Consider the following 23,139-nt stretch of genomic DNA (forward strand, 5'->3'; position numbering starts at 1 on the left):
CGTATCCTGCGATCGCCGTCGGTCCCTGCATCCGGGCCGGGGGCGCCACGGGGAAGGATCGACCATGCCACGCCTGCCGGCGTTCGAGCATCCGTCCGCGCCACCGTCCGGTGTGGCCATGAACACGCCGACGGACAGCGGCCTGGACACGACGACAGTGCTGCCGTACGCGGGTTCGCGGGCGTCGACGCGTACCCGCTCGTTGCGGGCCTGGATGGTGACCGCGCCCATCGACGTCGCGGCGCTGCTCGCGCCGCTGCTGCTGACGCAGGACTACTGGCGTGGCACGTTGTTCAACGCCGCGCTCACGGTGGGCCTGTTCGCCGCGGGCGGGCTCTACCGGCCGCGCCGGCACATCAGCATCCTGGACGAGTTGCCGAGCCTCGGCGGCCGGCTGCTGGCCTCCGGCGCGGTGGGGGCGATCATCGCGGCGCTGCGGCACGACTCGGTGCCGCACGTCAGCGGGTTCATGCGCGGCGTCGCGCTCTCCGCCGGCCTGGTGATCGTCGGACGGGCGCTGAACAGCCGGCTCATCCTGCTGGCCCGCAAGCGCCGGTGGGTGGAGCACAACGCGATCGTGATCGGCGGCGGGCCGATCGGCGGTGAGCTGGCCCGGCTGTTGCGCCGATACCCGCAGTACGGGCTGCGGTTCGTCGGCGCTGTCGACGCCCCGTCACGGCCGCGGATCGGCGCGTTGCCGCTCATCGGCACGATCGACGAGCTGGAGAAGCTCGCCGACATGCTGGAGTGCGAGGTCCTGGTCATCGCGGACCCGGACTGCTCCGAGGCCGACCTGATGGAGGCGCTGCTGCGCCCGGCCAGTTCCCGCTGTGACCTGTGGGCGGTGCCGCGCCTGTGGGGGTCGCGGTCGCAGGGCGGCTACCCCGACCACATCGGCGCCATCCCGATCATCAAGATCGGCGACACCACGCTCACCGGTCCCCGGTGGCGGCTCAAGCGGGCCTCCGACGTGGTGTTCGCGGTGACCGCCCTGGTGGTGCTGAGCCCGCTGCTGCTGCTCTGCGCCGTCGCCACGTTCCTCGACGGCGGCCGGGGTGTGTTCTTCCGCCAGGAGCGCATCGGCCGGTACGGCAGACCGTTCCACGTCATCAAGTTCCGGTCCATGCGCCCGGCCGACGAGCACGAGTCGCAGACCACCTGGTCCATCGCGCACGACGAGCGCGTCGGCCCGATCGGGCGGTTCATGCGGCGCACCTCGCTGGACGAGCTGCCGCAGCTGTGGAACATCCTGCGCGGCGAGATGAGCGTGGTGGGGCCCCGGCCGGAGCGGCCGTACTTCGTGGAGAAGTTCTCCGTCGAGTACCCGAGGTACGCGATGCGTCACCGCGTGCCGGTCGGGCTCACCGGGCTGGCGCAGGTCAGCGGACTGCGCGGGGACACGCCGATCTCGGACCGGGCCCGGTTCGACAACTACTACGTCGAGAACTGGTCGCTCTGGCTCGACATCAAGATCGTGCTGCGTACCGTCACCGAGGTGTTCCGGGGCGGGGGGCGCTGAGCGCCTCGGTCAGGTCCGCGTACCAGTGGCCCGGCGGCGGCAGCTTCGCCGCCGCCCACCGGCCGTGCGCCAGCACGCTGTAGCGGGGGCGCGGCGCCGGCCGCGGAAAGCGGTCGCTCGTGGTCGGCCGGACCCGGTCCGGGTCGAGACCGCGCAGGGCGAAGACGGCGCGGGCCAGGCCGTACCAGGTCGTCTCGCCGGCGGCGGTGCCGTGGTACGTCCCGGGCGCCGCGTCGCCGGCGAGCGCCGCGTCGGCGAGCGCCACGAGACGCTCCGCGAGCCGGTACGACCAGGTGGGCTGCCCGTACTGGTCGTTCACCACGTCGAGCCGGTCGCGTTCGGCTGCCAGCCGCAGCATCGTGGTGACGAAGTTGCGCCCGTGGGTGGCGTAGAGCCAGGCGGTCCGCACGACGTACCCGGTCTCGGGCAGCAGCCGGGCCACCGCCTGTTCCCCGGCGAGCTTGCTGCGCCCGTACGCGTTGACCGGGCCGGTCGGGGCGTCCTCCGGGTACGGCTCGGTGGCGTCGCCGCCGAACACGTAGTCGGTGGAGACGTGCACCAGGCGCGCGCCGGACACGGCACAGGCGTGGGCCAGCGCGGCCACCGCGTCGCCGTTGACGGCTGTGGCGTCCCGCTCGCGCGTCTCGGCGCCGTCCACGTCGGTCCAGGCGGCGGCGTTGAGCACCACGTCGTGCCCGCCGACCGCGTTCCGCACCGCGTGGGCGTCGGTGACGTCGAGGTCGGCGCGGCCGGCGGCGGTGACCGACAGGTCCGGCCGGGTCCGCAGCACGGCGAGCAGGTCCCGCCCGAGCATCCCGCCCGCGCCGGTGACGAGCACCCGGGTCATCAGTGGCCGGCCGTCTTCAGCGGCTCCCACCAGGCCCGGTTGTCCCGGTACCAGCGGACCGTCTCGGCGAGACCCCGGTCGAGGTCGATGCTCGGGGCGTACCCCAGCTCGTTGCTGATCTTGCTGATGTCCAGCGAGTAGCGGCGGTCGTGGCCCTTGCGGTCGGTGACCGGCACGACCCGGTCCCAGCCGGCCCCGCACGCCGCCAGGAGACGCTCGGTGAGCTGACGGTTGGTCAGCTCGGTGCCGCCGCCGATGTGGTAGACCTCGCCGGCCCGCCCCTTCTCCTGCACCATCGCCACGCCCCGGCAGTGGTCGTGCACGTGCAGCCAGTCGCGGACGTTGCCGCCGTCGCCGTACAGCGGCACGGTGCCGCCGTCGAGCAGGTTGGTCACGAACAGCGGGACGACCTTCTCCGGGAACTGGTACGGCCCGTAGTTGTTGGAGCAGCGGGTCACCACGACGTCCAGGCCGTGGGTGCGGTGGTAGGCCAGCGCCAGCAGGTCCGACCCCGCCTTCGAGGCGGAGTACGGCGAGTTCGGCGCCAGCGGCCAGCTCTCCGTCCACGAGCCGGAGTCGATCGAGCCGTACACCTCGTCGGTGGAGACGTGCACGAACCGGCTGACGCCGTGCCGCAGCGCGGCGTCCAGCAGCGTCTGCGTGCCGAGCACGTTCGTGGTGACGAACGGGGCGGCGCCGGTGATCGACCGGTCCACGTGCGACTCGGCGGCGAAGTGGACGATCACGTCGTGACCGGGCACCACCTCGTCGACCAGCGCCGGGTCGCAGATGTCGCCGCGGACGAAGCGCAGCCGGGGGTCGTCGCGCACCGGGGCCAGGTTCGCCGGGTTGCCGGAGTAGGTCAGCTTGTCCAGCACCGTGAGCGCGGCCGGGCCCTCGACCGGCACCCCGGCCGCGTCGCCGCCGGGCACACCCAGCAGCATCCGCACGTACTCCGACCCGATGAAGCCGGCGCCGCCGGTGACGAGGATCCTCACGGGTCGTGGAGTCTACGCCGTACCGGCAGCCCGGGCGGGACGTCGACGGGCCACGGGGGCGGCGGCCCCGCGGGTAGTCTCCGCGGGTGCGTGGAATCCTTCTCGCCGGCGGCACCGGATCCCGGCTCTGGCCGATCACCCGGGCCGTCTCCAAGCAGCTGATGCCGGTGTTCGACAAGCCGATGGTCTACTACCCGCTCTCCACTCTGGTGATGGCCGGGGTACGGGAGATCCTGGTGGTGACCACGCCGGACGACCGTGCCCAGTTCGAGCGGCTGCTCGGCGACGGCAGCCAGTGGGGGTTGCGCCTGGCGTACGCCGAGCAGCCCCGCCCGGAGGGCATCGCGCAGGCGTTCCTGCTCGGCGCCGACTTCATCGGCGACGAGTCGGTGGCGCTGGTCCTCGGCGACAACATCTTCCACGGCGTCGGGCTCGGCCGGCAGCTCGCCCAGCACGGCGAACCGGCCGGTGGGCGGGTCTTCGCGTACCCGGTCGCCAACCCGCAGGACTACGGCGTGGTGGAGTTCGACGACGCCGGCCGGGTGCTGTCGATCGAGGAGAAGCCGGAGCGCCCCCGGTCCCGGTACGCGGTGCCGGGCCTCTACTTCTACGACAACCGGGTGGTCGACATCGCCCGCAAGCTGACCCCGAGCGCCCGTGGCGAGCTGGAGATCACCGCGATCAACGAGACGTACCGGGCGTGGGGCGAGCTGACGGTGACGGTGCTCGACCGGGGCACCGCGTGGCTGGACACCGGCACGTTCACGTCGATGATGCAGGCCGCCGAGTTCGTCCGGGTGATCGAGGAACGCCAGGGCATGAAGATCGGCTGCGTCGAGGAGGTCGCCTGGCGGTCCGGGCTGATCGACGACGAGCGGCTGCGGATGCTGGCCCACCCGCTGACACGCAGCGGTTACGGTGAATACCTGCTGGGTCTGCTGGCCGAGCGGTCCGGTTCGGGGAGCGCGTCGTGAAGATCCGTCCGCTGAGCATCGAGGGCGCCTGGGAGGTTACCCCGCGCCTGCACGGCGACCCGCGGGGCCTGTTCCTGGAGTGGTACCGCTTCGACCGGCTCGCCGAGGCGGTCGGTCATCCGCTGCGGCTCGCGCAGGCCAACCTCTCCGTCTCCGCGCGGGACGTGGTGCGCGGCATCCACTTCGCCGACGTACCGCCGGGCCAGGCCAAGTACGTCACCTGCGTACGCGGGGCGGTGCTGGACGTGGTGGTGGACGTACGCGTCGGCTCGCCGACGTACGGCCGGTGGGAGGCGGTACGCCTCGACGACAGCGACCGGCGGGCCGTCTACCTGGCCGAAGGGCTGGGGCACGGGTTCTGCGCGCTCACCGACGACGCGACGCTCAGTTACCTCTGCTCCGCCACGTACCACCCGGCGGCCGAGCACACGGTGCACCCGCTGGATCCGGATCTCGGGATCGACTGGCCGGCGGCGTCGCCGCTGCTGTCCGAGCGGGACGCGGCGGCACCGCGCCTGGCGCAGGCGCGCGACGCGGGGCTGCTGCCCGGCTACGACGCCTGCCGCTCCTTCACGGAGGCGTCGGCCACGCGGCCGTCACTCTGACCCGGCACCCCGGCCGAGTCATCGGCCACGCCGCCCGAAGCCGCCGCGCCCGAAGCCGCCGGACCCGACGACGCCGCCGCGTCCGAAGCTGCCGTGTCCGAGGTCGCCGTGTCCGGAGCCACCGCATCCGAGGTCGCCGTGTCCGAAGCCACCCCATCCGCAGCCACCGCATCCGGTACCGCCGGAGCCGGCGGACGGCGGCGCGCCACTGCCGCCCAGAGTGTCCGCACGTCCGCGCTCACCGGCGTGCCCGCCCGGCGGTAGCCGAGCACCAGGGCGATCCCGGCCCCGACGGCGAGGCCGCCGAGTGCGCCGCCGGCCGCGTACCACTGCCACCGCACCGGCTCGGGACGCGGCGGCGGCGCGGCGGCCCGCACCACCGCGACGTGGGCCTTGAGCCCGAGCCCGGCGGGCGGCAGGTCGCGTTCGGCGATCCGTTGCAGTTCGGCGGCGAGCGCCGCGGCGATCGCCGCGGCGGTGCCGGCGGACCGGTCGGTGACCGCCACGTCGATCGCCAGGGAGTCGACGGTGGACGAGGCGACGACACGGCCGGCCAGGTCGTCGGTGGTGTACGGCAGTCCGAGCGAGTCGATCACCGGGCGGGTCAGCCGAGGCGTGTTCATCATGGTGGCGTACGTCTTGACCCGCCGCTGCATCAGCCGGCCCGCCTCGTCGGCAGGCGGGCGGGGCTGCGGCGCGGCCGACTTCTCGGCGGCGAACGTGACGACCATCTGGGTCTCGGCCCGGTAGACCGGCGGCCGCCGTTCGGCGAGGACCCCGGTGAGCGCGCCGCACAGCAGCGTCAGCGCCAGCACGATCGGCCACCGCCTGCCGATCGTGTCGCGGAAGTGGGCGAGGTCCACGACGCGTCACCCTACCGGCGGCGGGACGCCGCGGGCGTACCCGCCCGCCGGGTCCATTGCGCAGCGGCGCTCATGTCGGGTAGAACAGGCCCGCACACATCCGCGCATCTTGGGGGAAGACGAGTGGATTCCGCGTGGCCGGCTCGCGGCCGGTGCCGGCGCCTGGGCGCCGGGTGTTAGGCCGGGTCCGGCGGATCGTCTCCCCCGAGCGTCTCTATCTGGTCGCCCTGGGCCTGACCGGGCTCGCCGCGCTGGTGTCGGTGACGCTGCCGGCCGCCGAACGCGGTGAACTCGCGGCGAACATGGTGAGCGCCACCGTGGGCGCGGCGCTCGGTGGCCTGTCCGTGGACACGTTCCTGCTGTCCCGTCCGGCCGGCTGGATCATGTCGCGCGGTCGCCTGTGGATCGCCGGCATCCTCACCGTCTCACTCGGCCTCACCGCGCTGGCCGCGGGGCTGCTGACCACGCTCGCCGGGCTGGGCAGCCACCCGGTGGGCATCGGCGCGGGCTGCGCGCTCACCGTGTTCAACACGGCGGCCTCGCTCGGCCTGCGCCTCAAGCGGTTCTGGTTCGTCTACACCATGCGGGCGCTCGGCGGCGCGGTGCTGGTCGCCGGGTACGGGCTCCTCTGGCTGGGCCACCGGCTCGACGGTGGCCTGTGGAGCGTGCTGTGGCTGGGCGTCCAGGTCGCCACCGCCACCGTGCTCGGGGTGGCGGTGCTGGGCTGGGCGCGGCGGTTCGGGCCGGTGCCGGCGGCGACGGCGGGGCGCACGGAGTACCGCGCCGACCTGCTCGCCGTGGGCCGGCTGCACGTCGGGGTGTGCGCGCAGATGCTGACGTACCGGCTGAGCCAGGTCCTGGTGGCCCGCTTCGCCGGCGCGGGCGCGCTCGGCGTGTTCGCGCTGGCGGTGGCGGCGCTGGAGTTCGCGCAGTCCGGCGCGGTCGTACGGGCGCAGCGGATCCTGGCCGAGCGTGACCCGGACGCGATCGGCGACCACGGCCGCGAGGTCGTGAAGTCGGCGCTGCCGATCGCCGCGCTCGCCGTGATCGGCCTGGCGGTGCTCGGCGTGCTGGCGCCCGACTACCGCGACGCCTGGCTCTTCGGGCTGCTCCTGCTGCCCGGGACGCTGGCGTTGTCGGCCGGCAAGACGTGGAGCGCGGCGCTGCTCAAGCGCGCGGGCGAGCAGGCCACCACCGCCGTGGCCCTCGTCACCATGTCGGTGTCGGTGGTGCTGTACGTTCTGCTCATCCCGTGGGCCGGCGCGCTCGGCGCCGCGGTCGCGTCGTCGGTCGCCTACGGCGTCTACGCGTTGCGCACCCGGCAGCGACTCCAGCGGTCCACGCACCTCCTCGTCAATCGGATGGCCTAGCGGTGGACGTCTCAATCGTCGTGTTGACCTGGGAAGACTTCGAGCGCACCGACGGCTGCGTCCGCTCGCTGCCAGACGGTGTGGAAGCCGTCGTGGTGGACAACGGCAGCGCCGCCGAGATCAGCGACCGGCTGCGGGCCATGTGCGCCGAGACCGGCGCCCGGTACGTGCGCTCGGAGACGAACCTCGGCTACGCCAAGGGCATGAACCTCGGTGTCCGGCACAGCACCCGGTCCCGGGTGGTGCTGTCCAACAACGACATCCTGGTGCGGCCGGGCGCGATCGAGCGGCTGGTGGCCGAGCTGGACGACCCGGCGGTCGGCGCGGCGTTCCCGAAGGTGCTCGACGCGACCGGCCGGGACCAGACCGCCGCCGGCCGGTTCCTGACCGTGGGCACCGGACTCGCGCACGCCACCGGGCTCAGCCTGGTGTTCCCGAGGCTGCGGATCGTGGCCCCGCCGGAGCGCGGTGACTGGCTCTCCGGGCCGTTCGTGGCGATCCGGCGGGAGACGCTGGACCGGATCGGCGGGGTGGACGAGTCGTCGTTCTTCTACTCGGAGGACCTGCGGCTGTGCTGGGCGGTGCGCCGGCTGGGACTGCGCCTGGCGTACCTGCCGGACGCGGTGGTCACGCACGAGGACGACGCGAGCGCGAAGCGCCGGTGGGCGGCCGAGGAGATCTCCCGCCGGCAGACCCGGGAGTTCATCCGGGCCAGCCGTGAGCTGGCCGGGTGGCGGGGCACCGTGGCCTGCTCCGCGTACACGCTGGGGGTGCTCGCCCGGGCGGCGGTGGGCGGCGGGGCGGCGCGGCGGGCGATCGCCCGCGGCGCCCTGGAAGGCATGGGCGTCCGATGAGGGTGCTGTTCGTCTGCACCACCGGCGGGTCGGGGCGGCGGCAGCTCGGCGGCGCCGAGCGCTTCCTGATCGAGATGTTGCCGGCGCTCGCGGCCCGCGACGTCGACGTGGTCGCCGCCACGCCCGACGACGAGGTCGCGGCGGCGTTGCGGGAGGCGGGTGTGCCGTGGCGTCCGCTGGGCGCGGCCAAGCGGGTGGACCTCGGGTACGCGCGCGGCATCCGCGCCCTCGTCGAGGAGCTGCGACCGGACGTGGTGAGCGCGCACCTGCTCTCCGCCGCGATGCACGCCCGCGCCGGCCTGGGCGTGCGGGGCCGCCGCACGCCGCTCGTGGTGACGCTGCACAACAGCCTCTGGCAGTACCGCGACACGGCGGAGACGCTGCGCGCCAAGGCCGCGGTGCAGGCCAACATCAGCACCGACCTGATGTTCCGGCGGTTGCGGCCGCACGCGACGGTCGCGGTCTCCGGCTTCGAGGCTGACGAGCTCCGGGTACGCGGGCGGATCCGCGACGTGCGGGTGATCCCGAACCCGCTGCCCGCCATCTGGCCGCAGGTGACCGACACCGGCGGCCTCGCGCCGGACGGCCCGGTGCGGGTCGGCTTCCTCGGCCGCCTGGAACGGGAGAAGGGCGCCGACCTGCTGGCGGACGTCGCCGCGGCGCTGCCGGACGTGGAGTTCCTGGTCGCCGGCGCGGGCACCGTCGAGGTCGAGGAGCGGCCGAACCTGCACCTGGTCGGCCGCGTCGACGCCGCGCCGTTCCTGCAACGGCTGCACTGCCTGCTGGTGCCGTCCCGGGTGGAGGCGTTCGGGCGCAGCGCCCTGGAGGCGATGTCGCTCGGCGTGCCGGTGGTGCACTCCGGCGCGGGCGGGCTGACCGAGGTGACAGCCGCCGGTGACGGTGTGCTCGCGTACCGGGCGGACCTGACGCCGCAGGCGCTGGCCGCCGCCGTGCGGACGGCCACCGACCCGGCCGCGTGGGACGAGCGGCGGCGCGAGCTGGCCCGGCGGTACGCGGTCCGGCACTCGTTCGACGGATGCGTGGACGACTGGCACGACCTGTACCGGACGGTCGCCCGTGCCACCCGCTGAGCGACGCCTCTGGTCGGTCGGGATCCCGTTCGCGCTGGGCGCGGCCCTGCTGCTGGCCACGCTCGACGCCGGGCTCGCCGTCGCGCTCGCGCTGGCGGTCGGCACGCTGCTCGCCGCGCGCCTGCGGATGTGGGCGCTCGCGGCCTGCGCCGCCGTCTGGACCGCCGCGCTGCTCGCCGTGCGGGTGCTGCCCGGCCCGTACGACTCCTGGGCCGGTCGCGGCGTGCTGCCGGTGCTCGCCGGGTACGTGACGGTCTTCCTGCTGGCCTGGGGGGTGGGCCGGCGGCTGATCGACAGGCGGGACGACGGCGAGCGGTCCCGTCCGGCGCTGTCCTGGCCGTCCGAGCGGCGCCTGCTCACGTACCTGTCCGTGCTGCTCGGTGTCGCTGTGGTGACCGCGGCGATCCGGTTCCGGGGCACGGTGCCGCCGCTGCTGGCCGACAACCCGGACGCCGCCCGGCAGGTGCTGCGCGAGCAGTCGAACCTGGTCATCGGGCTGCTGTCCGAGGCGTGGACGCTCGGCATGGCGGTGTCGCTGCTGCGCGCGTTGTCCGCGCGCGGCCGGGCGCTGCCGGTCTACTACGCGCTGACGGCTGTGTTCACCGTCGGAGCGGCGCTCGGCGCGAGCAAGAACTCGGTGCTGGTGGGCATCGCGCCCGCGCTGATCGCGGCGCTGTCGGTACGGCGTACCCGGGGGCGGGCCGCGTCGTTCCTGGCCGCGCGTACGCCGGTGGTGCTGCTGATCGGCGCGGTGGCGCTCGGCGCGGCGGTGTTCCTCGGCGGGCAGCGCACCATGGCCGGCACCGGCGCGTTCGAGACCGAGTTCCGGGCCCGCTACGGCAGCAACGCGCTGACCAGCAGCGCCGGGTCGCTGGACCTGTCGCTGAGTTCGTCCACCGAGACGTTCGGGCGGGTCTGGTCGCAGCGGGAGCACCTGGAACCCCGGTACGGCACGTACTCGCTGACGTTCCTCGGCTCCCGCGTCGAGCCGATCGTCGGCAAGGCGGACCTGTACGGGCTGACGTCCCAGCTCAGCCAGCCGTACCTGATGAACACGGCCACGTTCGTGGCCATCCCGCTGCTCGACTACGGCCCGCTGGGCGCGGTGTTCTTCCTGGCCGCGCTGGGGCTGGCGGTGGGCGCGACCGAACGGTGGTTCGAGTTCTCCCGCGCGCCGGCCGGGCAGCTGGCGCGGGCGTTCGTCGTCTACTTCGCGCTGTTCGGCGTCTACGAGCTGTATCCGCTGATCTATCCGACCTGGCTGAGCCTGGTGCCCGGCCTCTGGGTGCTGCACCGGCTGGGCAGGAGCGCGGCATGACGTTCGACGGCCTCACCGTGGTCACCGTCCTCTACCGGTCCGCCGGCATGCTCGCCGAGACGCTGCCGACCTGGGTACGCAGCGCCGGTGACCTGCCGGTCCGATTCGTCTTCGCGGACAACTGGCCCTCCGACGGGTGCGCCGAGGTGATCGCCGGGCACCTGCCCGCCGACCGGTACGCGTACCTGCCCGACGCCACGAACCCGGGTTTCGCGGCCGGCTGCAACCGGGCGGCGGCAACGGTCACCACGAGCCACCTGCTGCTGCTGAACCCGGACGTGTGGCTGCCCGACGACGCGCTGGCCCGGATCTGTGCCGCCGTCGCCGCCGACCCGGACGCCCCGATCGCGGTCGGCCTGGCGATGCACGGCGGGGAGTACGTGGGGATCGACCTGAACCCGGTGTCGCTGTTCATCGACAGGCGTGCCACGGCGGGCCGTGCCCCGCTCGGCCCGTCCGGCGGCGCGGCGGTCTTCCCGGCCGCGCTGTACCGGCGTTTCGGCGGCTTCGACGAGCACCTGTTCGCCTGGGGTGAGGACGCCGACCTGGCGTTCCGGCTCTACGCGTCGGGGCTGCGCACGCGCGGGCTGGACGTGGTGCTGCCGCACGCGGGCGGGCACAGCGTGGACGGCGACACCCGGTTGCAGGGGTTCCGGGCGTTCCTGCTGGCCCGCAACCGGCTGCTGGTCGCGTCCCGCACGTTCACCTGGCCGCTGCTGCTCGTGGCGGTGCCGGTGCTGGCGCTGGCGCACCTCGCGCTCGCCGCCCGGCGCGCCCGGCAGGGCCTGTTGCGCCCGTTCCTGCGCGGCATCGGACGCGGGCTGGCCGACGGGCCGGCGGCCCGCCGTCGCTGGACCGGGCGGCGGTTCGGGTTCGCGTCCCTGCTCGGCTACCTGACCGCTCGGAGGGCGTGATGACGGCACAGCCGTGGACCGTGGTGACAGTCACCTACCACTCGGCGGAGACGCTGCGCCGCTGCTGGCGCGGCCCGAAGCCGTACGAGTGGCTGGTGGTCGACAACGCCTCGACCGACGACTCGGCGGCGGTCGCCGAGGAGCTGGGCGCGCGGGTGATCCGGCTGCCGGAGAACGTCGGCTTCTCCCGCGCCAACAACGTCGCGTTGCGCCAGGCGACCGGCCGGTACGTGCTGTTCGCCAACCCGGACCTGGAGGTGCGCCCGGACGGACTGGACGCGCTGGCCCGGCACCTGGACAGCCACGGCGGACTGGTCGCGCCGCAACTGCTGGGCACCGACGGCACACCGCAGGCGAACGGGCGCGGCTTCCCCTACGCGACGGCGAAGCTCGGCAACCGGAAGGTGTGGCCGCTGTCCCGGCTGCACGCCTCGTACCGGCTGGTGGCCGCGCCCGGCGAGACGCGCCACGTCGCCTGGGTGATGGGCGCGGCGGTGGCCGGACGCACCGCCGACGTCACCGCGCTGGGCGGATGGAACGAGCGGTTCTTCCTCTACTACGAGGACCACGAGCTGGGGCTGCGCGCCTGGCGGCACGGGCTGCCGGTGGCGGTGCTGGGCGACGTGCGGTGGACCCACCACTGGGCGCGCGCCACCAACTCGGTGCGCTGGTCCCGGGCGCACACGCTGGAGCTGCGCAGCGCCCGGACGTTCTTCGGCATGTTCCCGGAGTTCCTGGTCGGCCTGCCGCGACCGGCGCGCCGGCACCATCGGGCCGCGGGACTGGTCGGCACGGCGGTTTCGCCCGTCGCGTCCACACCGGACCCTCGCGGGGAGTGATCGAGCGCGGTCGCGGGGCCGCTGACGTGAATGACGCTTTGATACCGTCTCGCCGTGTCCGTGACACGCCCGGCCTTCTCCCCCTCGATGGCACCCGCGTCGGCGACGCCGGTGCCGTCGCGGCCGGGCACGCCGGCGGCGTTCGTCGCGGCCGCGTGGGAGCGGTTGAGCCGGTCGCCGTACTGGTCCGTCGCGGGCCTGCTGGTCGCCTTCGGTGCCGTGCTGCGGATCCGGCAGTGGGCGTACGCGCGCAGCTTCTGGAGCGACGAGCTGTACGTCGCGCACAACATCCGGGAACGCGGCTACCTGGAGCTGTTGCGGCCGCTGGCGTTCAGCCAGTCGGCGCCGCCCGGCTGGCTGTGGCTGGAGCGGTTCGTGTTCGAGCAGTTCGGCGACGGTGAGCGGGCGCTGCGGCTGGTGCCGCTGCTGTTCGGGCTGGCGCTGCTGCCGCTCGTGGCGTGGCTCGGCCGGGCCCTCCTGCCGCCCCTCGCCGCGCTGGCGGCGCTGCTGCTGGTCGCCGTCGCGCCGTTCCTGATCGGCTACTCCAACGAGCTGAAGCAGTACAGCGCCGAGGCGTTCGGCGTCACGCTCGTGATCGGGCTGGCGCTGCTGATCGTCCGGACCGGCCCGACCTGGGCCGGGTCGGCGGTGTTCTGGGCGGCCGCGGCGGTCATGGCGTTCGTCAGCACCTTGTCCATTCCGGTCACCGGCGCGCTCGGCGTGCTGCTGGCCGGGTACGCGCTGTCCCGCCCGGACCGCCCTGGGGCGAGCAGGTGGCGTGAGCTGGGCCGGTTCCTCGCCCCGGCGCCGGCCTGGGGCGTGGTGGCGCTCGTGGTGTACGTGCTGTTCCTGGCGCCGGGACTGGCCGATCCGCAGCTCGCCGCGTACTGGCGGGCGAAGTCGATCTATCCGGCGCACTCGCTCACCGACCTGCCGGCAACCGTGGAATGGCTCGTGGCGACGTACCGGAGTCTCGCCACAGTGCCGTTCGTGGCCTGGTCGGCGTGGGTCGTCGTGCCGCTGCTGGTGCTGGGCACGGCCGCCGGGCTGCGCCGGCTCTCCACAGTGGCGGTGCTGGTCCTGCTCACCCCGTTGGCGGCCGGGCTGGCCGGCGCGGCGGTGTCGGTCTACCCGTTCAACGGCCGGCTGGCGCTCTACGCGGTGCCCGCGTGCCTGCTGCTCGCCGCGCTCGCCGTCGCACCGCCACCGCTGCGGGCGGGCCTGCCCGCCCGGATCAGGTGGGCGGTCGGGGTGGTGCTCCTGCTCGCGCTCGCCGTTCCGCAGCTGGCCACCGCCGTGGTGGCGACAGTGCATCCGGCGCGGGCCTTCGCCCAGGGCGGCGGCGCCAACGCGGTCGACTACCGGGGCGCGCTGAGCTACCTGAAGGACAAGCGCCGACCGGGTGACCTGGTGCTGGCCACCACCGTCTCGTGGAACGCCCAGGCCTGGTACGGCCCGGCGGCGGACGCCTACGTGGTCGCCGCCGGCCCCGGCGGGTGTCCGAAGCAGACCGTGTCCACGCTCCTGCCCGGACGGTCCCGGGTCTGGCTGTTCCAGGCCACCGACTGGGCCGACGGGGCGAACCGGGACGTCATCGTCCGGCTCGGCGGCAGCGGCGTGGCCGTCACCGAGCGGCAGTTCAGCGGGGCGCGCGTGGTCCGCTTCGACCTGGCGGCGGGCGTCACCAAGGGCAGCGACGTCTGCCTGGTCCCACCGCCGAACGGCGCCCGCGTCCGTTAGCTGTGGCGCTGCCAGAGGTCGCGCAGCGCGTCCCAGTTGCCGCCGAGCCCGGCCCCGCACGGCGTCTCCATGTAGATCGCGCTGGTGTTGTCGTCGCGGCCCCACCAGATGCCGCAGACCGGGCGGCCGTCCTGGCCGTTGCCGGCGTACTCGACGTAGCTGCCCTGCGCCCCGCTGACGCCGCCGGTGGCCGGCCCGGCCTCCCGCATGCCCGGCGCGAGCGCCCGGCCGATGATGCCCATCTGCTGGCGGAAGGCGCGCGCCGCCTCCTTCTTCTCGGCCGACTCGTACTCGGCGAAGTGCAGCGACACGCCCAGGTAGCGGCAGAAGACGTGCTGCTTCTCGCCGGCGGCGAGCCCGGGACCGCTCTTCTCGGTGTTGATCGCGCAGCCGCCCACCCCGTCGAGCCACGGCTCGGCGATCGGCATGAGCGTGGCGTCGAACTTCGCCTTGTTCAGCGACTGCTGGGTGGCCTCGTAGAGCGCCGGGGAGGCGCTGGCCGCCGGAGTGGACGGTTCGCCACCGTCGGCGAGCGACCGTCCGGCCAGCAGACCGGCGCCGCCGGCCAGCACCGCCGCCATGACCAGGCCACCGATCCACAGCCCGGTACGGCTCTTCGGCGGGCGCGCGACCGGTGCGATCCGGGGACCACCGGTCGGCACGAGCGGATCCGGGGCGGTGGCCTGGGCCGGGATCGCCGGCACCGGCATGCCCGGCGACACCGGCACGCCGGGTGACACGGGCGCGCCGGACGAGACGGGGGCGCCGGAGACCGGCTGCTGCGGCGTCATCGCCCACGGCTGCGGGCTCCACGGCAACTGCGGCGGCGACGAGACCTGCTGCGGCGGCGCGGACACCGGCGGGGGCGGCGGGAGCATCTCGCCGGTGGCGGTGCGCTGGTAGTCCATGCCCAGGCTGCGGAACAGCCGCTCGGCTGCGCCGTCCTCGTCGGACGGATACGCCACCCAGGGCTGGCCGGCGGCGAAGTCGGAGTTGACGTACCGATGGCCGCCGGGCGTCTGGGCCAGCACGTTCGCCGCGTTGGTGAACGCCTCGCGCCAGCGCTGGTCACCGGCTGCAGCACCGTCCAGGACCGCCACGGTGAGCGCGCGGTCCTGCCCGTCGAGCGCGGCCCAGGCCCTGCCGACCTGGCACTCGCCCAGCACCTCGGTGAACCTGTACGGACCTTCCGGCTGCATGCCCCACTCCTCTGCTCACCCGCCGTGCGGATAGTACAGAGAGCACGCTCATCGGATCTCCCTGCGGTCGGGCCACTCTTGCGCTCTGAAAGTTTTCATGCATAGAGTCGCGGGGTGAATGAAAGCGGTGCGGCCTCCCCCGACCGCCTGCTCGACCTGTTCCACGGCGTACGGCTCACCCCGACCCAGCGCCGCATCGCCCACTGCCTGGTGCGGCACGCGGGAACGGCGGCGTACCTGTCCGCCGCCGAGTTGGCCGAGCTGGCGGGCGTCAGCCAGCCGTCGGTGACCCGGTTCGCCATGGCGCTCGGGCACGACGGCTACCCCGCGCTGCGCCGCCGCCTGCGGGAACTCACGGTCACCGGCTCGGCCGGACCGGCCGCCGGCAACGCCCTGCAACGGGCGGTGCACGCCGAGCGGGACAATCTCGACCGGCTCGCGGCGCAGCTCGCCGACGCCGGGCGGGTCGCCGCGGTGGGGAAGCTGCTCGCGGCCAGCCGTCCGCTGCCGGTGCTCGGGCTGCGCGCCGCCGCGCCGCTCGCCGCGTACTTCGCGTACTTCGCCGCCAAGGTGCACCCCGACGTGCGGGTCCTCGACGACGGCGGCAGCATGCTGGTCGACCGCCTGGACCAGGCGGTCGCGGCCGGCGCGACGGCGATGCTCGCGTTCGTGCTGCCCCGCTACCCCCGGGAGACCCTCGACGCGCTGCGCGAGGCCCGGGACGCCGGGCTGACCGTCGTGGCGATCACCGACTCGCCGGTGAGCCCGGCCACCGAGCACGCCGAGGTGGTGCTGCCCGCCGCCGTCGGCGCCGATCTGGTCTTCGACCTGCACACCGCCCCGATGACGCTGGCCATGGTGGTGCTCCAGGCGATCTGCGACGCCGCGCCGGCCGAGACCCAGAACCGGCTCGAGGCGTTCGAGTCGTCCGCCGCCCGCCGCCAGTTGTTCCTCGGCTGAGAGGAGTACGAGATGCACCAGCCCGTCCGCGCCGCCCGCGGCACCGCACGCACCGCGAAGGGGTGGCCGCAGGAGGCCGCCCTGCGGATGCTGATGAACAATCTCGACCCGGAGGTCGCCGAGCGTCCCGAGGACCTGGTGGTCTACGGGGGCACCGGCAAGGCGGCCCGGGACTGGCCGTCGTACCACGCGCTGGTGCGCACGCTGACCGACCTGCGCGACGACGAGACGATGCTCGTGCAGTCCGGCCGTCCGGTCGGGGTGATGCGCACCCACGAGTGGGCGCCGCGCGTGCTGCTGGCCAACTCGAACCTGGTCGGCGACTGGGCCACCTGGCCGGAGTTCCGCCGGCTGGAGTCGCTCGGCCTGACCATGTACGGGCAGATGACCGCCGGTTCCTGGATCTACATCGGCACCCAGGGCATCCTCCAGGGCACGTACGAGACGTTCGCCGCGGTGGCGGCCAGGCGCTTCGAGGGCACGCTCGCCGGGACACTGACGCTCACCGCCGGGTGCGGCGGGATGGGCGGGGCGCAGCCGCTCGCGGTCACCATGAACGGCGGCGCCTGCCTGATCGTGGACGTGGACCGGTCCCGGCTGGAACGACGGGCGCACGACCGCTACCTCGACGAGATCGCCGACTCGCTGGACGACGCGGTCGAGCGGGCGCTGGCCGCGAAGCGGGACCGGCGGGCGCTCAGCGTCGGGGTGGTCGGCAACGCCGCCACCGTCTTCCCCGAGCTGCTGCGCCGGGGTGTGGCCATCGACATCGTGACCGACCAGACCAGCGCGCACGACCCGCTGTCGTACCTGCCGGAGGGCGTGGACCTCGCCGACGCGCGGGACTACGCGGCGGCCGAGCCGGCCGAGTTCACCGACCGGGCGCGGGCGTCGATGGCGAAGCACGTGGAGGCGATGGTCGGCTTCCTGGACGCGGGCGCCGAGGTGTTCGACTACGGCAACTCGATCCGGGGCGAGGCCAAGCTCGGCGGGTATGAGCGGGCGTTCGACTTCCCCGGCTTCGTGCCCGCGTACATCCGGCCGCTGTTCTGCGAGGGCAAGGGGCCGTTCCGCTGGGCCGCGCTCTCCGGCGACCCGAAGGACATCGCCGCCACCGACCGGGCCATCCTCGACCTGTTCCCGGAGAACGAGTCCCTCGCCCGGTGGATCCGGTTGGCCGGCGAGCGGGTCGCGTTCCAGGGCCTGCCGGCGCGGATCTGCTGGCTCGGCTACGGCGAGCGCGACCGCGCCGGGGTGCGGTTCAACGAGATGGTCGCCTCGGGCGAGCTGAGCGCGCCCGTGGTGATCGGCCGGGACCACCTGGACTGCGGCAGCGTGGCGAGCCCCTACCGGGAGACCGAGGCGATGGCCGACGGTTCCGACGCGATCGCCGACTGGCCGCTGCTGAACGCGCTCGTCAACACCGCGAGCGGCGCGTCCTGGGTGTCGATCCACCACGGCGGCGGCGTGGGGATCGGCCGGTCCATCCACGCCGGGCAGGTGTGCGTGGCCGACGGCACCGAGCTGGCCGGGCAGAAGATCGAGCGGGTGCTCACGAACGACCCGGCGATGGGCGTGATCCGGCACGTCGACGCCGGCTACGACGACGCCCGCGAGGTCGCCGAGCGCACCGGCGTGCGCGTCCCCATGACCGAGGGCGGCCGGTGAGCGCCGCGCGCCGGGCGGTCGCGGGCGAGAGGCGGGACCGGTGACCGACCTGGCGGACCGGTTCCGCGCACTGTGGGACGAGATCGCGCCGGTCGGGCGGGACGCCGGCAGCGGCGGCTACCTGCGCTACGCGCTCACCGAGCCGGAGCGCACGCTGCGCGGCTGGTTCCGGGAGCAGGCCGACCGGCGGGGCATGCCGGTGTCCGAGGACGGCAACGGCAACCTGTTCGCCTGGTGGGGCGACCCGGCAGCCGGGGACGCGGTGCTCACCGGCAGCCACTTCGACTCGGTGCCGCACGGCGGCGCGTACGACGGTCCGCTCGGCATCGTCAGCGCGTTCCTCGCCGTGGACGAGCTGCGGGCCGCGGGCGTCACCCCGGACCGGCCGGTGGTGGTGGCCGCGTTCGTGGAGGAGGAGGGCGCGCGGTTCGGCGTACCCTGCCTGGGGTCGAGGCTGCTCACCGGCGAGATCGACGTCGACCGCGCGGCCGGGCTGCGCGACCAGGCCGGGACGACCTTCGCCGAGGCGCTGGGCGAGCGGCCGGTGGGCGCCGACCCGGCGCTGCTCGGCCGCTTCGCGGCCTTCGTGGAGCTGCACGTCGAGCAGGGCCGCGCGCTCGCCGACGGGGACGCGCCGGTCGCTGTGGCGTCGGCGATCTGGCCGCACGGCCGGTGGCGGTTCGACTTCACCGGCGAGGGCAACCACGCGGGTACGACCCGGATGGCCGACCGCCGCGACCCGATGCTCACCTACGCGTTCACCGTGCTGGCGGCGAACAAGGAGGCCCGGCTGCGCGACGCGCACGCCACAGTCGGCCGGGTGTCGGTCGAGCCGAACGCCACCAACGCGATCCCGTCCCGGGTCACCGGCTGGCTGGACGCGCGGGCGGCCGAGGCGGAGACGCTGTACGGTCTGGTCGAGGCGGTACGCACCAAGGCCGCCGACCGGGCCGGCCGCGACGGGACCGCGCTGACCTGCACCCAGGAGTCGGCGACCCCGCTCGTCGCGTTCGACCACGGGCTGGCCGACCGGCTGGCCGCGCTGCTCGGCGCGCCGGTGCTGCCCACCGGCGCCGGGCACGACGCGGGAGTGCTGGCGGCGCACCTGCCCACCGCGATGCTGTTCGTGCGCAACCCGACCGGGGTGTCGCACTCCCCCGCCGAGGCGGCCACCGACGCCGACTGCGCCGCCGGGGTGGCCGCCCTGGCCCGGGTGCTGGAGGAGCTGGCATGCCGCTGACCCGCTGGCTGGCCGAGTACGCCTGGCTGCCCGACCGCGCCGAGCCCACCCGGGACGTGCTGATCGAGGCGACCGACGGGCGGCTCACCGCTGTCACCCCGCTGACCGTGGACGGGCCGCCGACCGCCGGGGTGGAGGTGCTCGCCGACGCGGTCCGGCTGCCCGGGCTGACGCTGCCCGGCCTCGCAAACGCCCACTCGCACGCGTTCCACCGGGCACTGCGCGGGCGCACCCACGACGGGCGCGGTGACTTCTGGTCCTGGCGCAGCCTGATGTACGCCGTCGCGATCCGGCTCGACCCGGACTCCTACCTGGCGCTGGCCCGCGCCGTGTACGCGGAGATGGCGCTGGCCGGGATCACCTGCGTGGGCGAGTTCCACTACCTGCACCACGGTCCCGGCGGCACCCCGTACGACGACCCGAACGCCATGTCCGCCGCGCTCGTGGAGGCCGCCGCGCACGCCGGGATCCGGCTCACGCTGCTGGACACCGCGTACCTGGCCGGGGGCGTGGACGGCGCGCCGCTGGCCGGGCCGCAACGCCGGTTCGGTGACGGCGACGCGCTGCGCTGGGCGCAGCGCGTGGACGCGTTCCGCCCGGCCGACGAGCACGTCCGGCTCGGTGCGGCCATCCACTCGGTGCGCGCGGTCCCGGCCGGGCAGCTCGCCACGGTGGCCGGCTGGGCCGACCGCAACGGGCTGCCGCTGCACGTGCACCTGTCCGAGCAGCCGGCCGAGAACGACGCCTGCCGGGCCGTGCACGGGTGCACCCCGACGCGGCTGCTGGCCGACCACGGCGTGCTCGGCCCGCACACCACAGCCGTGCACGCCACCCACCCGACCGCCGCCGACGTGGCGCTGCTCGGCGACAGCCGCACCCGCGTCTGCCTCTGCCCCACCACCGAACGCGACCTGGCCGACGGGATCGGCCCGGCGCGCCGGATGGCCGACGCGGGCAGCCCGCTCAGCCTCGGCAGCGACAGTCACGCCGTGGTGGACCTGTTCGAGGAGGCCCGCGCGGTCGAGCTGGACGAGCGGCTGCGTACCCGCAGGCGGGGGCACTTCAAGCCGGCCGAGCTGGTCGGCGCCGCCACCGTCGGCGGGCACGCCGCGCTGGGCTGGGGCGACGCCGGCCGGCTAGCCGTCGGGCAGCGCGCCGACCTGGTGACGGTCCGGCTGGACAGCGCCCGCACCGCCGGGATCCCGCCGGTCGGCGCGTTCTTCGCCGCCACCGCCGCCGACGTGACCAGCGTCGTGGTCGACGGCCGGCCCGTGGTGGACGGCGGCCGGCACCTGACCGTGGACGTGCCCACCGAGCTGCGGGACGCCATCGCGGCGGTGACCGCGAAGGAGGACTCGTGACGCGTGGCAGCCTGCTCGTCGACCACATCGGCGAGCTGGTCACCAACGACGGCCGCGACGGCGACCCGCTGGGTGTCCGCCGCGAAGCCGCCCTGCTGATCGAGGACGGGCAGGTGGCCTGGGTCGGATCGGCCCGCGACGCGCCGGCCGCCGACCGGCGGATCGACGCCGGTGGCGCGGCGGTGCTGCCCGGCTTCGTGGACAGCCACGCCCACCTGGTCTTCGCCGGGGACCGGGCCGCCGAGTTCGCCGCCCGGATGGCCGGCGAGCGCTACACCGGCGGCGGCATCCGCACCACTGTGGGCGCCACCCGCGCCGCCTCCGACGACGCACTGCGTGCCTCGGTGGGCCGGCTGCGCGCGGAGATGCTGCGGCAGGGCACCACCACCGTCGAGATCAAGAGCGGGTACGGCCTCACCGTCGCCGACGAGGCCCGCTCGCTGCGGATCGCCGCCGAGTTCACCGACGACACCACGTTCCTCGGCGCGCACGTCGTCCCCGCCGAGTACGCAGACCGCCCCGACGACTACGTGGGCCTGGTGTGCGGGCCGATGCTGGCCGCCGCCGCGCCGTACGCCCGCTGGATCGACGTGTTCTGCGAGCGGGGCGCGTTCGACGCCGACCACGCGCGGGCGATCCTCGACTGCGGGCAGGCCGCCGGTCTGGGCGTACGGCTGCACGCCAACCAGCTCGGCCCCGGGCCGGGCGTTCGGCTCGGCGTGGAGCTGGGCGCGGCCAGCGTCGACCACTGCACCCACCTGACCGACGCCGACGTCGACGCGCTGGCCGGTTCGGAGACGGTCGCCACGCTGCTGCCCGGCGCCGAGTTCTCCACCCGGTCGCCGTACCCGGACGCCCGCCGGCTGCTCGACGCGGGCGTCACGGTCGCGCTGGCCACCGACTGCAACCCCGGTTCGTCGTACACGTCGTCGATGCCGTTCTGCGTCGCGCTCGCCGTACGCGAGATGCGGATGACGCCGGCGGAGGCGGTGTGGGCGGCGACCGCCGGTGGGGCGGCGGCGTTGCGCCGCACCGACGTGGGCCGGCTGACGCCCGGGGCGCGAGCCGACCTGATCATCCTCGACGCACCGTCCCACCTGCACCTGGCCTACCGGCCGGGCGTGCCACTGATCCGCCAGGTCCTGCACAACGGAGTACCGCGATGACCACCGTGACCATCCTGTCCACCGGCGTCACAGCCGCCGACGTGCTCGCGGTGGCCCGCGGCACCGCCAAGGTCGTGCTCGACCCGGCCGCCACCGAGGCGATGGCGACCTCCCGGTCCATCGTGGACGGCATCGAGGCGGCCGGCCGTCCGGTGTACGGCGTCTCCACCGGCTTCGGCGCGCTGGCGAACACGTTCGTCGCCCCGGAGCGCCGGGCCGAGCTTCAACACGCGCTGATCCGCTCGCACGCCGCCGGGGTGGGCGCGCCGATGCCGCGCGAGGTGGTACGCGCCATGATGCTGCTGCGGGTCCGCTCGCTGGCGCTCGGCCGCTCCGGGGTCCGCCCGCTGGTCGCCGAGGCGCTCGTGGACCTGCTCAACCACGAGGTCACCCCGTGGGTGCCCGAGCACGGCTCGCTCGGCGCGTCCGGCGACCTGGCGCCGCTGGCGCACTGCGCGCTGGTGCTGCTGGGTGAGGGCTGGGTGCTCGGCCCGGCCGGTGACCGCATCCCGGCCGCCGACGCGCTGCGCCGGGTCGGGCTCAAGCCGGTGTCGCTGGCCGCCAAGGAGGGGCTGGCGCTGATCAACGGCACCGACGGCATGCTCGGCATGCTGCTACTGGCCGTCTCCGACGCCCGGCACCTGTTCGCCATGGCGGACGTGACGGCGGCGCTGGCCATCGAGGCGATGCTCGGCTCGGAGCGGCCGTTCCTGCCCGAGCTGCACGCGATCCGCCCGCACCCGGGCCAGGCCGCGTCGGCGGCGAACATCCACCGGCTGCTGCAGGGCTCGGCGGTGATGGACTCGCACCGCGACGACCTGGCGCACGCGGTGCAGGACGCGTACTCGATGCGCTGCGCCCCGCAGGTGGCTGGCGCGGCCCGGGACACGCTCGACTTCGTCGAGGTGGTGGCCGGTCGGGAGCTGCTGTCGGTGGTGGACAACCCGGTGGTGCTGCCGGACGGGCGGGTCGAGTCGACGGGCAACTTCCACGGCGCGCCGCTCGGCTTCGCCGCCGACTACCTGGCCATCGCCGCCGCCGAGGTGGGCGCGATCGCCGAGCGCCGCGTGGACCGGCTGCTGGACGTCACCCGTTCCCGGGAGCTGCCCGCGTTCCTCTCCCCCGACGCCGGGGTGAACTCCGGGTTGATGATCGCCCAGTACACCGCCGCCGGGATCGTCGCGGAGAACCGCCGGCTCGCCGCGCCCGCCTCGGTCGACTCGCTGCCCACCAGCGGCATGCAGGAGGACCACGTCTCGATGGGCTGGGCGGCCACCAAGAAGCTGCGCACGGTGCTGGACAACCTGACCAGCCTGCTCGCGGTGGAGCTGCTGGCGGCCGTACGCGGGCTCCAGCTCCGCGCGCCGCTGACCCCGTCACCGGCCGGGCGGGCGGCGCTGGACGCGCTCGGCGGCACCATCGGCGAGCCGGGGCCGGACGTGTTCCTCGCGCCGCTGATGGAGGCGGCGCGCGAGGTGGTGCGCGGTCCCGAGCTGCGCGCGGCGATCGAACGGGAGATCGGCCCGCTCGGCTGAGCGGGCCGGTCCGGCGCTCCGGCCGGCCGGTGCCCGGCCGGCGTTCGCCGCCGGGCACCGGCGGCGTCCGGAAGCAGG

At 74.7% G+C, this 23,139-nt stretch carries 20 protein-coding genes; 16 read left to right on the forward strand and 4 right to left on the reverse strand.

Annotated features, from left to right (window positions below):
- Positions 1 to 64: 64 nt before the first annotated feature.
- A complete protein-coding gene (locus V6U82_RS05525) occupies positions 65 to 1,519 on the forward strand; it encodes a sugar transferase (RefSeq protein ID WP_334459586.1) in 1,455 nt (484 codons plus the stop codon).
- Here the strand turns inward: V6U82_RS05525 and rfbD are convergent.
- Both rfbD and rfbB read right to left on the reverse strand, forming a co-directional pair.
- Positions 1,488 to 2,366 carry a dTDP-4-dehydrorhamnose reductase gene (gene rfbD, locus V6U82_RS05530; RefSeq protein WP_334459588.1) on the reverse strand — a complete coding sequence of 293 codons (879 nt, stop codon included), beginning with the start codon at positions 2,364 to 2,366 and terminating at the stop codon, positions 1,488 to 1,490. The genes V6U82_RS05525 and rfbD overlap by 32 nt on opposite strands.
- On the reverse strand, positions 2,366 to 3,364 hold the full coding sequence (gene rfbB, locus V6U82_RS05535; protein WP_128138171.1) for a dTDP-glucose 4,6-dehydratase: 999 nt from the start codon (positions 3,362 to 3,364) through the stop codon (positions 2,366 to 2,368). The genes rfbD and rfbB overlap by 1 nt, the downstream gene beginning before the upstream one ends.
- Positions 3,365 to 3,450: 86 nt before the next feature.
- On the opposite strand from rfbB, the gene rfbA reads away from it, so the two are divergent.
- Positions 3,451 to 4,338: a glucose-1-phosphate thymidylyltransferase RfbA gene (gene rfbA / locus V6U82_RS05540; protein ID WP_334459589.1), complete on the forward strand. Its 888-nt coding sequence runs from the start codon at positions 3,451 to 3,453 to the stop codon at positions 4,336 to 4,338.
- A complete protein-coding gene (gene rfbC / locus V6U82_RS05545; protein ID WP_334459590.1) occupies positions 4,335 to 4,943 on the forward strand; it encodes a dTDP-4-dehydrorhamnose 3,5-epimerase in 609 nt (202 codons plus the stop codon). Before rfbA ends, rfbC begins: the two co-directional genes overlap by 4 nt.
- Here the strand turns inward: rfbC and V6U82_RS05550 are convergent.
- On the reverse strand, positions 4,889 to 5,806 hold the full coding sequence (locus V6U82_RS05550) for a YveK family protein (RefSeq protein ID WP_334459591.1): 918 nt from the start codon (positions 5,804 to 5,806) through the stop codon (positions 4,889 to 4,891). The genes rfbC and V6U82_RS05550 overlap by 55 nt on opposite strands.
- 173 nt (positions 5,807 to 5,979) lie before the next feature.
- On the opposite strand from V6U82_RS05550, the gene V6U82_RS05555 reads away from it, so the two are divergent.
- Genes V6U82_RS05555 through V6U82_RS05585 form a run of 7 tightly spaced genes read left to right on the forward strand, consistent with a single transcriptional unit; the run spans position 5,980 to position 13,932 of the window.
- The gene (locus V6U82_RS05555; protein ID WP_334459592.1) at positions 5,980 to 7,176 is read left to right on the forward strand and encodes a hypothetical protein; all 1,197 of its coding nucleotides are present in this window, start codon (positions 5,980 to 5,982) and stop codon (positions 7,174 to 7,176) included.
- A gap of 2 nt (positions 7,177 to 7,178) precedes the next feature.
- On the forward strand, positions 7,179 to 8,030 hold the full coding sequence (locus V6U82_RS05560) for a glycosyltransferase (protein WP_145755034.1): 852 nt from the start codon (positions 7,179 to 7,181) through the stop codon (positions 8,028 to 8,030).
- Entirely contained in the window at positions 8,027 to 9,121 is a 1,095-nt protein-coding gene (locus V6U82_RS05565; protein ID WP_334459595.1) for a glycosyltransferase family 4 protein, read from the forward strand. The genes V6U82_RS05560 and V6U82_RS05565 overlap by 4 nt, the downstream gene beginning before the upstream one ends.
- Complete coding sequence (locus tag V6U82_RS05570) at positions 9,108 to 10,439, forward strand: hypothetical protein (RefSeq protein ID WP_334459596.1); 1,332 nt, start codon at positions 9,108 to 9,110, stop codon at positions 10,437 to 10,439. Before V6U82_RS05565 ends, V6U82_RS05570 begins: the two co-directional genes overlap by 14 nt.
- Entirely contained in the window at positions 10,436 to 11,353 is a 918-nt protein-coding gene (locus V6U82_RS05575) for a glycosyltransferase family 2 protein (RefSeq protein WP_334459598.1), read from the forward strand. The genes V6U82_RS05570 and V6U82_RS05575 overlap by 4 nt, the downstream gene beginning before the upstream one ends.
- Complete coding sequence (locus V6U82_RS05580; protein WP_128137167.1) at positions 11,353 to 12,192, forward strand: glycosyltransferase family 2 protein; 840 nt, start codon at positions 11,353 to 11,355, stop codon at positions 12,190 to 12,192. The genes V6U82_RS05575 and V6U82_RS05580 overlap by 1 nt, the downstream gene beginning before the upstream one ends.
- A gap of 54 nt (positions 12,193 to 12,246) precedes the next feature.
- Positions 12,247 to 13,932 carry a glycosyltransferase family 39 protein gene (locus V6U82_RS05585; protein WP_334459600.1) on the forward strand — a complete coding sequence of 562 codons (1,686 nt, stop codon included), beginning with the start codon at positions 12,247 to 12,249 and terminating at the stop codon, positions 13,930 to 13,932.
- Here V6U82_RS05585 and V6U82_RS05590 read toward each other — a convergent pair.
- On the reverse strand, positions 13,929 to 15,131 hold the full coding sequence (locus tag V6U82_RS05590) for a hypothetical protein (protein ID WP_128137168.1): 1,203 nt from the start codon (positions 15,129 to 15,131) through the stop codon (positions 13,929 to 13,931). The two genes, V6U82_RS05585 and V6U82_RS05590, sit on opposite strands and share 4 nt — an antisense overlap.
- A gap of 114 nt (positions 15,132 to 15,245) precedes the next feature.
- On the opposite strand from V6U82_RS05590, the gene V6U82_RS05595 reads away from it, so the two are divergent.
- The 6 genes from V6U82_RS05595 to hutH are packed head-to-tail and all read left to right on the forward strand — an operon-like array spanning position 15,246 to position 23,061.
- Positions 15,246 to 16,091 (forward strand): MurR/RpiR family transcriptional regulator, encoded by an 846-nt coding sequence (locus V6U82_RS05595; RefSeq protein WP_334459602.1) that lies wholly within the window; start codon positions 15,246 to 15,248, stop codon positions 16,089 to 16,091.
- A gap of 12 nt (positions 16,092 to 16,103) precedes the next feature.
- Positions 16,104 to 17,759, forward strand: coding sequence for a urocanate hydratase (gene hutU / locus V6U82_RS05600; RefSeq protein ID WP_334459604.1), 1,656 nt, complete (start codon positions 16,104 to 16,106; stop codon positions 17,757 to 17,759).
- A gap of 40 nt (positions 17,760 to 17,799) precedes the next feature.
- Positions 17,800 to 18,999, forward strand: coding sequence for an allantoate amidohydrolase (locus V6U82_RS05605; RefSeq protein ID WP_334459606.1), 1,200 nt, complete (start codon positions 17,800 to 17,802; stop codon positions 18,997 to 18,999).
- On the forward strand, positions 18,996 to 20,360 hold the full coding sequence (locus V6U82_RS05610; protein WP_334459680.1) for a formimidoylglutamate deiminase: 1,365 nt from the start codon (positions 18,996 to 18,998) through the stop codon (positions 20,358 to 20,360). Before V6U82_RS05605 ends, V6U82_RS05610 begins: the two co-directional genes overlap by 4 nt.
- Positions 20,357 to 21,526, forward strand: a complete 1,170-nt coding sequence (gene hutI / locus V6U82_RS05615; RefSeq protein ID WP_334459607.1) for an imidazolonepropionase — start codon at positions 20,357 to 20,359, stop codon at positions 21,524 to 21,526. Before V6U82_RS05610 ends, hutI begins: the two co-directional genes overlap by 4 nt.
- A complete protein-coding gene (gene hutH / locus V6U82_RS05620) occupies positions 21,523 to 23,061 on the forward strand; it encodes a histidine ammonia-lyase (protein ID WP_334459608.1) in 1,539 nt (512 codons plus the stop codon). Before hutI ends, hutH begins: the two co-directional genes overlap by 4 nt.
- Positions 23,062 to 23,139: the final 78 nt, after the last annotated feature.

Source organism: Micromonospora sp. CPCC 205554 (assembly GCF_036902745.1).
Taxonomy (GTDB): domain Bacteria; phylum Actinomycetota; class Actinomycetes; order Mycobacteriales; family Micromonosporaceae; genus Micromonospora; species Micromonospora tulbaghiae.

Bases quoted from the DNA above. Each gene is read 5' to 3' on its own strand.
- V6U82_RS05525 (WP_334459586.1), top strand. From the start codon at position 65: ATGCCACGCCTGCCGGCGTTCGAGCATCCGTCCGCGCCACCGTCCGGT.
- rfbD (WP_334459588.1), bottom strand. From the start codon at position 2,366: ATGACCCGGGTGCTCGTCACCGGCGCGGGCGGGATGCTCGGGCGGGAC.
- V6U82_RS05565 (WP_334459595.1), top strand. From the start codon at position 8,027: ATGAGGGTGCTGTTCGTCTGCACCACCGGCGGGTCGGGGCGGCGGCAG.
- V6U82_RS05575 (WP_334459598.1), top strand. From the start codon at position 10,436: ATGACGTTCGACGGCCTCACCGTGGTCACCGTCCTCTACCGGTCCGCC.
- V6U82_RS05580 (WP_128137167.1), top strand. From the start codon at position 11,353: ATGACGGCACAGCCGTGGACCGTGGTGACAGTCACCTACCACTCGGCG.
- V6U82_RS05590 (WP_128137168.1), bottom strand. From the start codon at position 15,131: ATGCAGCCGGAAGGTCCGTACAGGTTCACCGAGGTGCTGGGCGAGTGC.
- hutU (WP_334459604.1), top strand. From the start codon at position 16,104: ATGCACCAGCCCGTCCGCGCCGCCCGCGGCACCGCACGCACCGCGAAG.
- hutH (WP_334459608.1), top strand. From the start codon at position 21,523: ATGACCACCGTGACCATCCTGTCCACCGGCGTCACAGCCGCCGACGTG.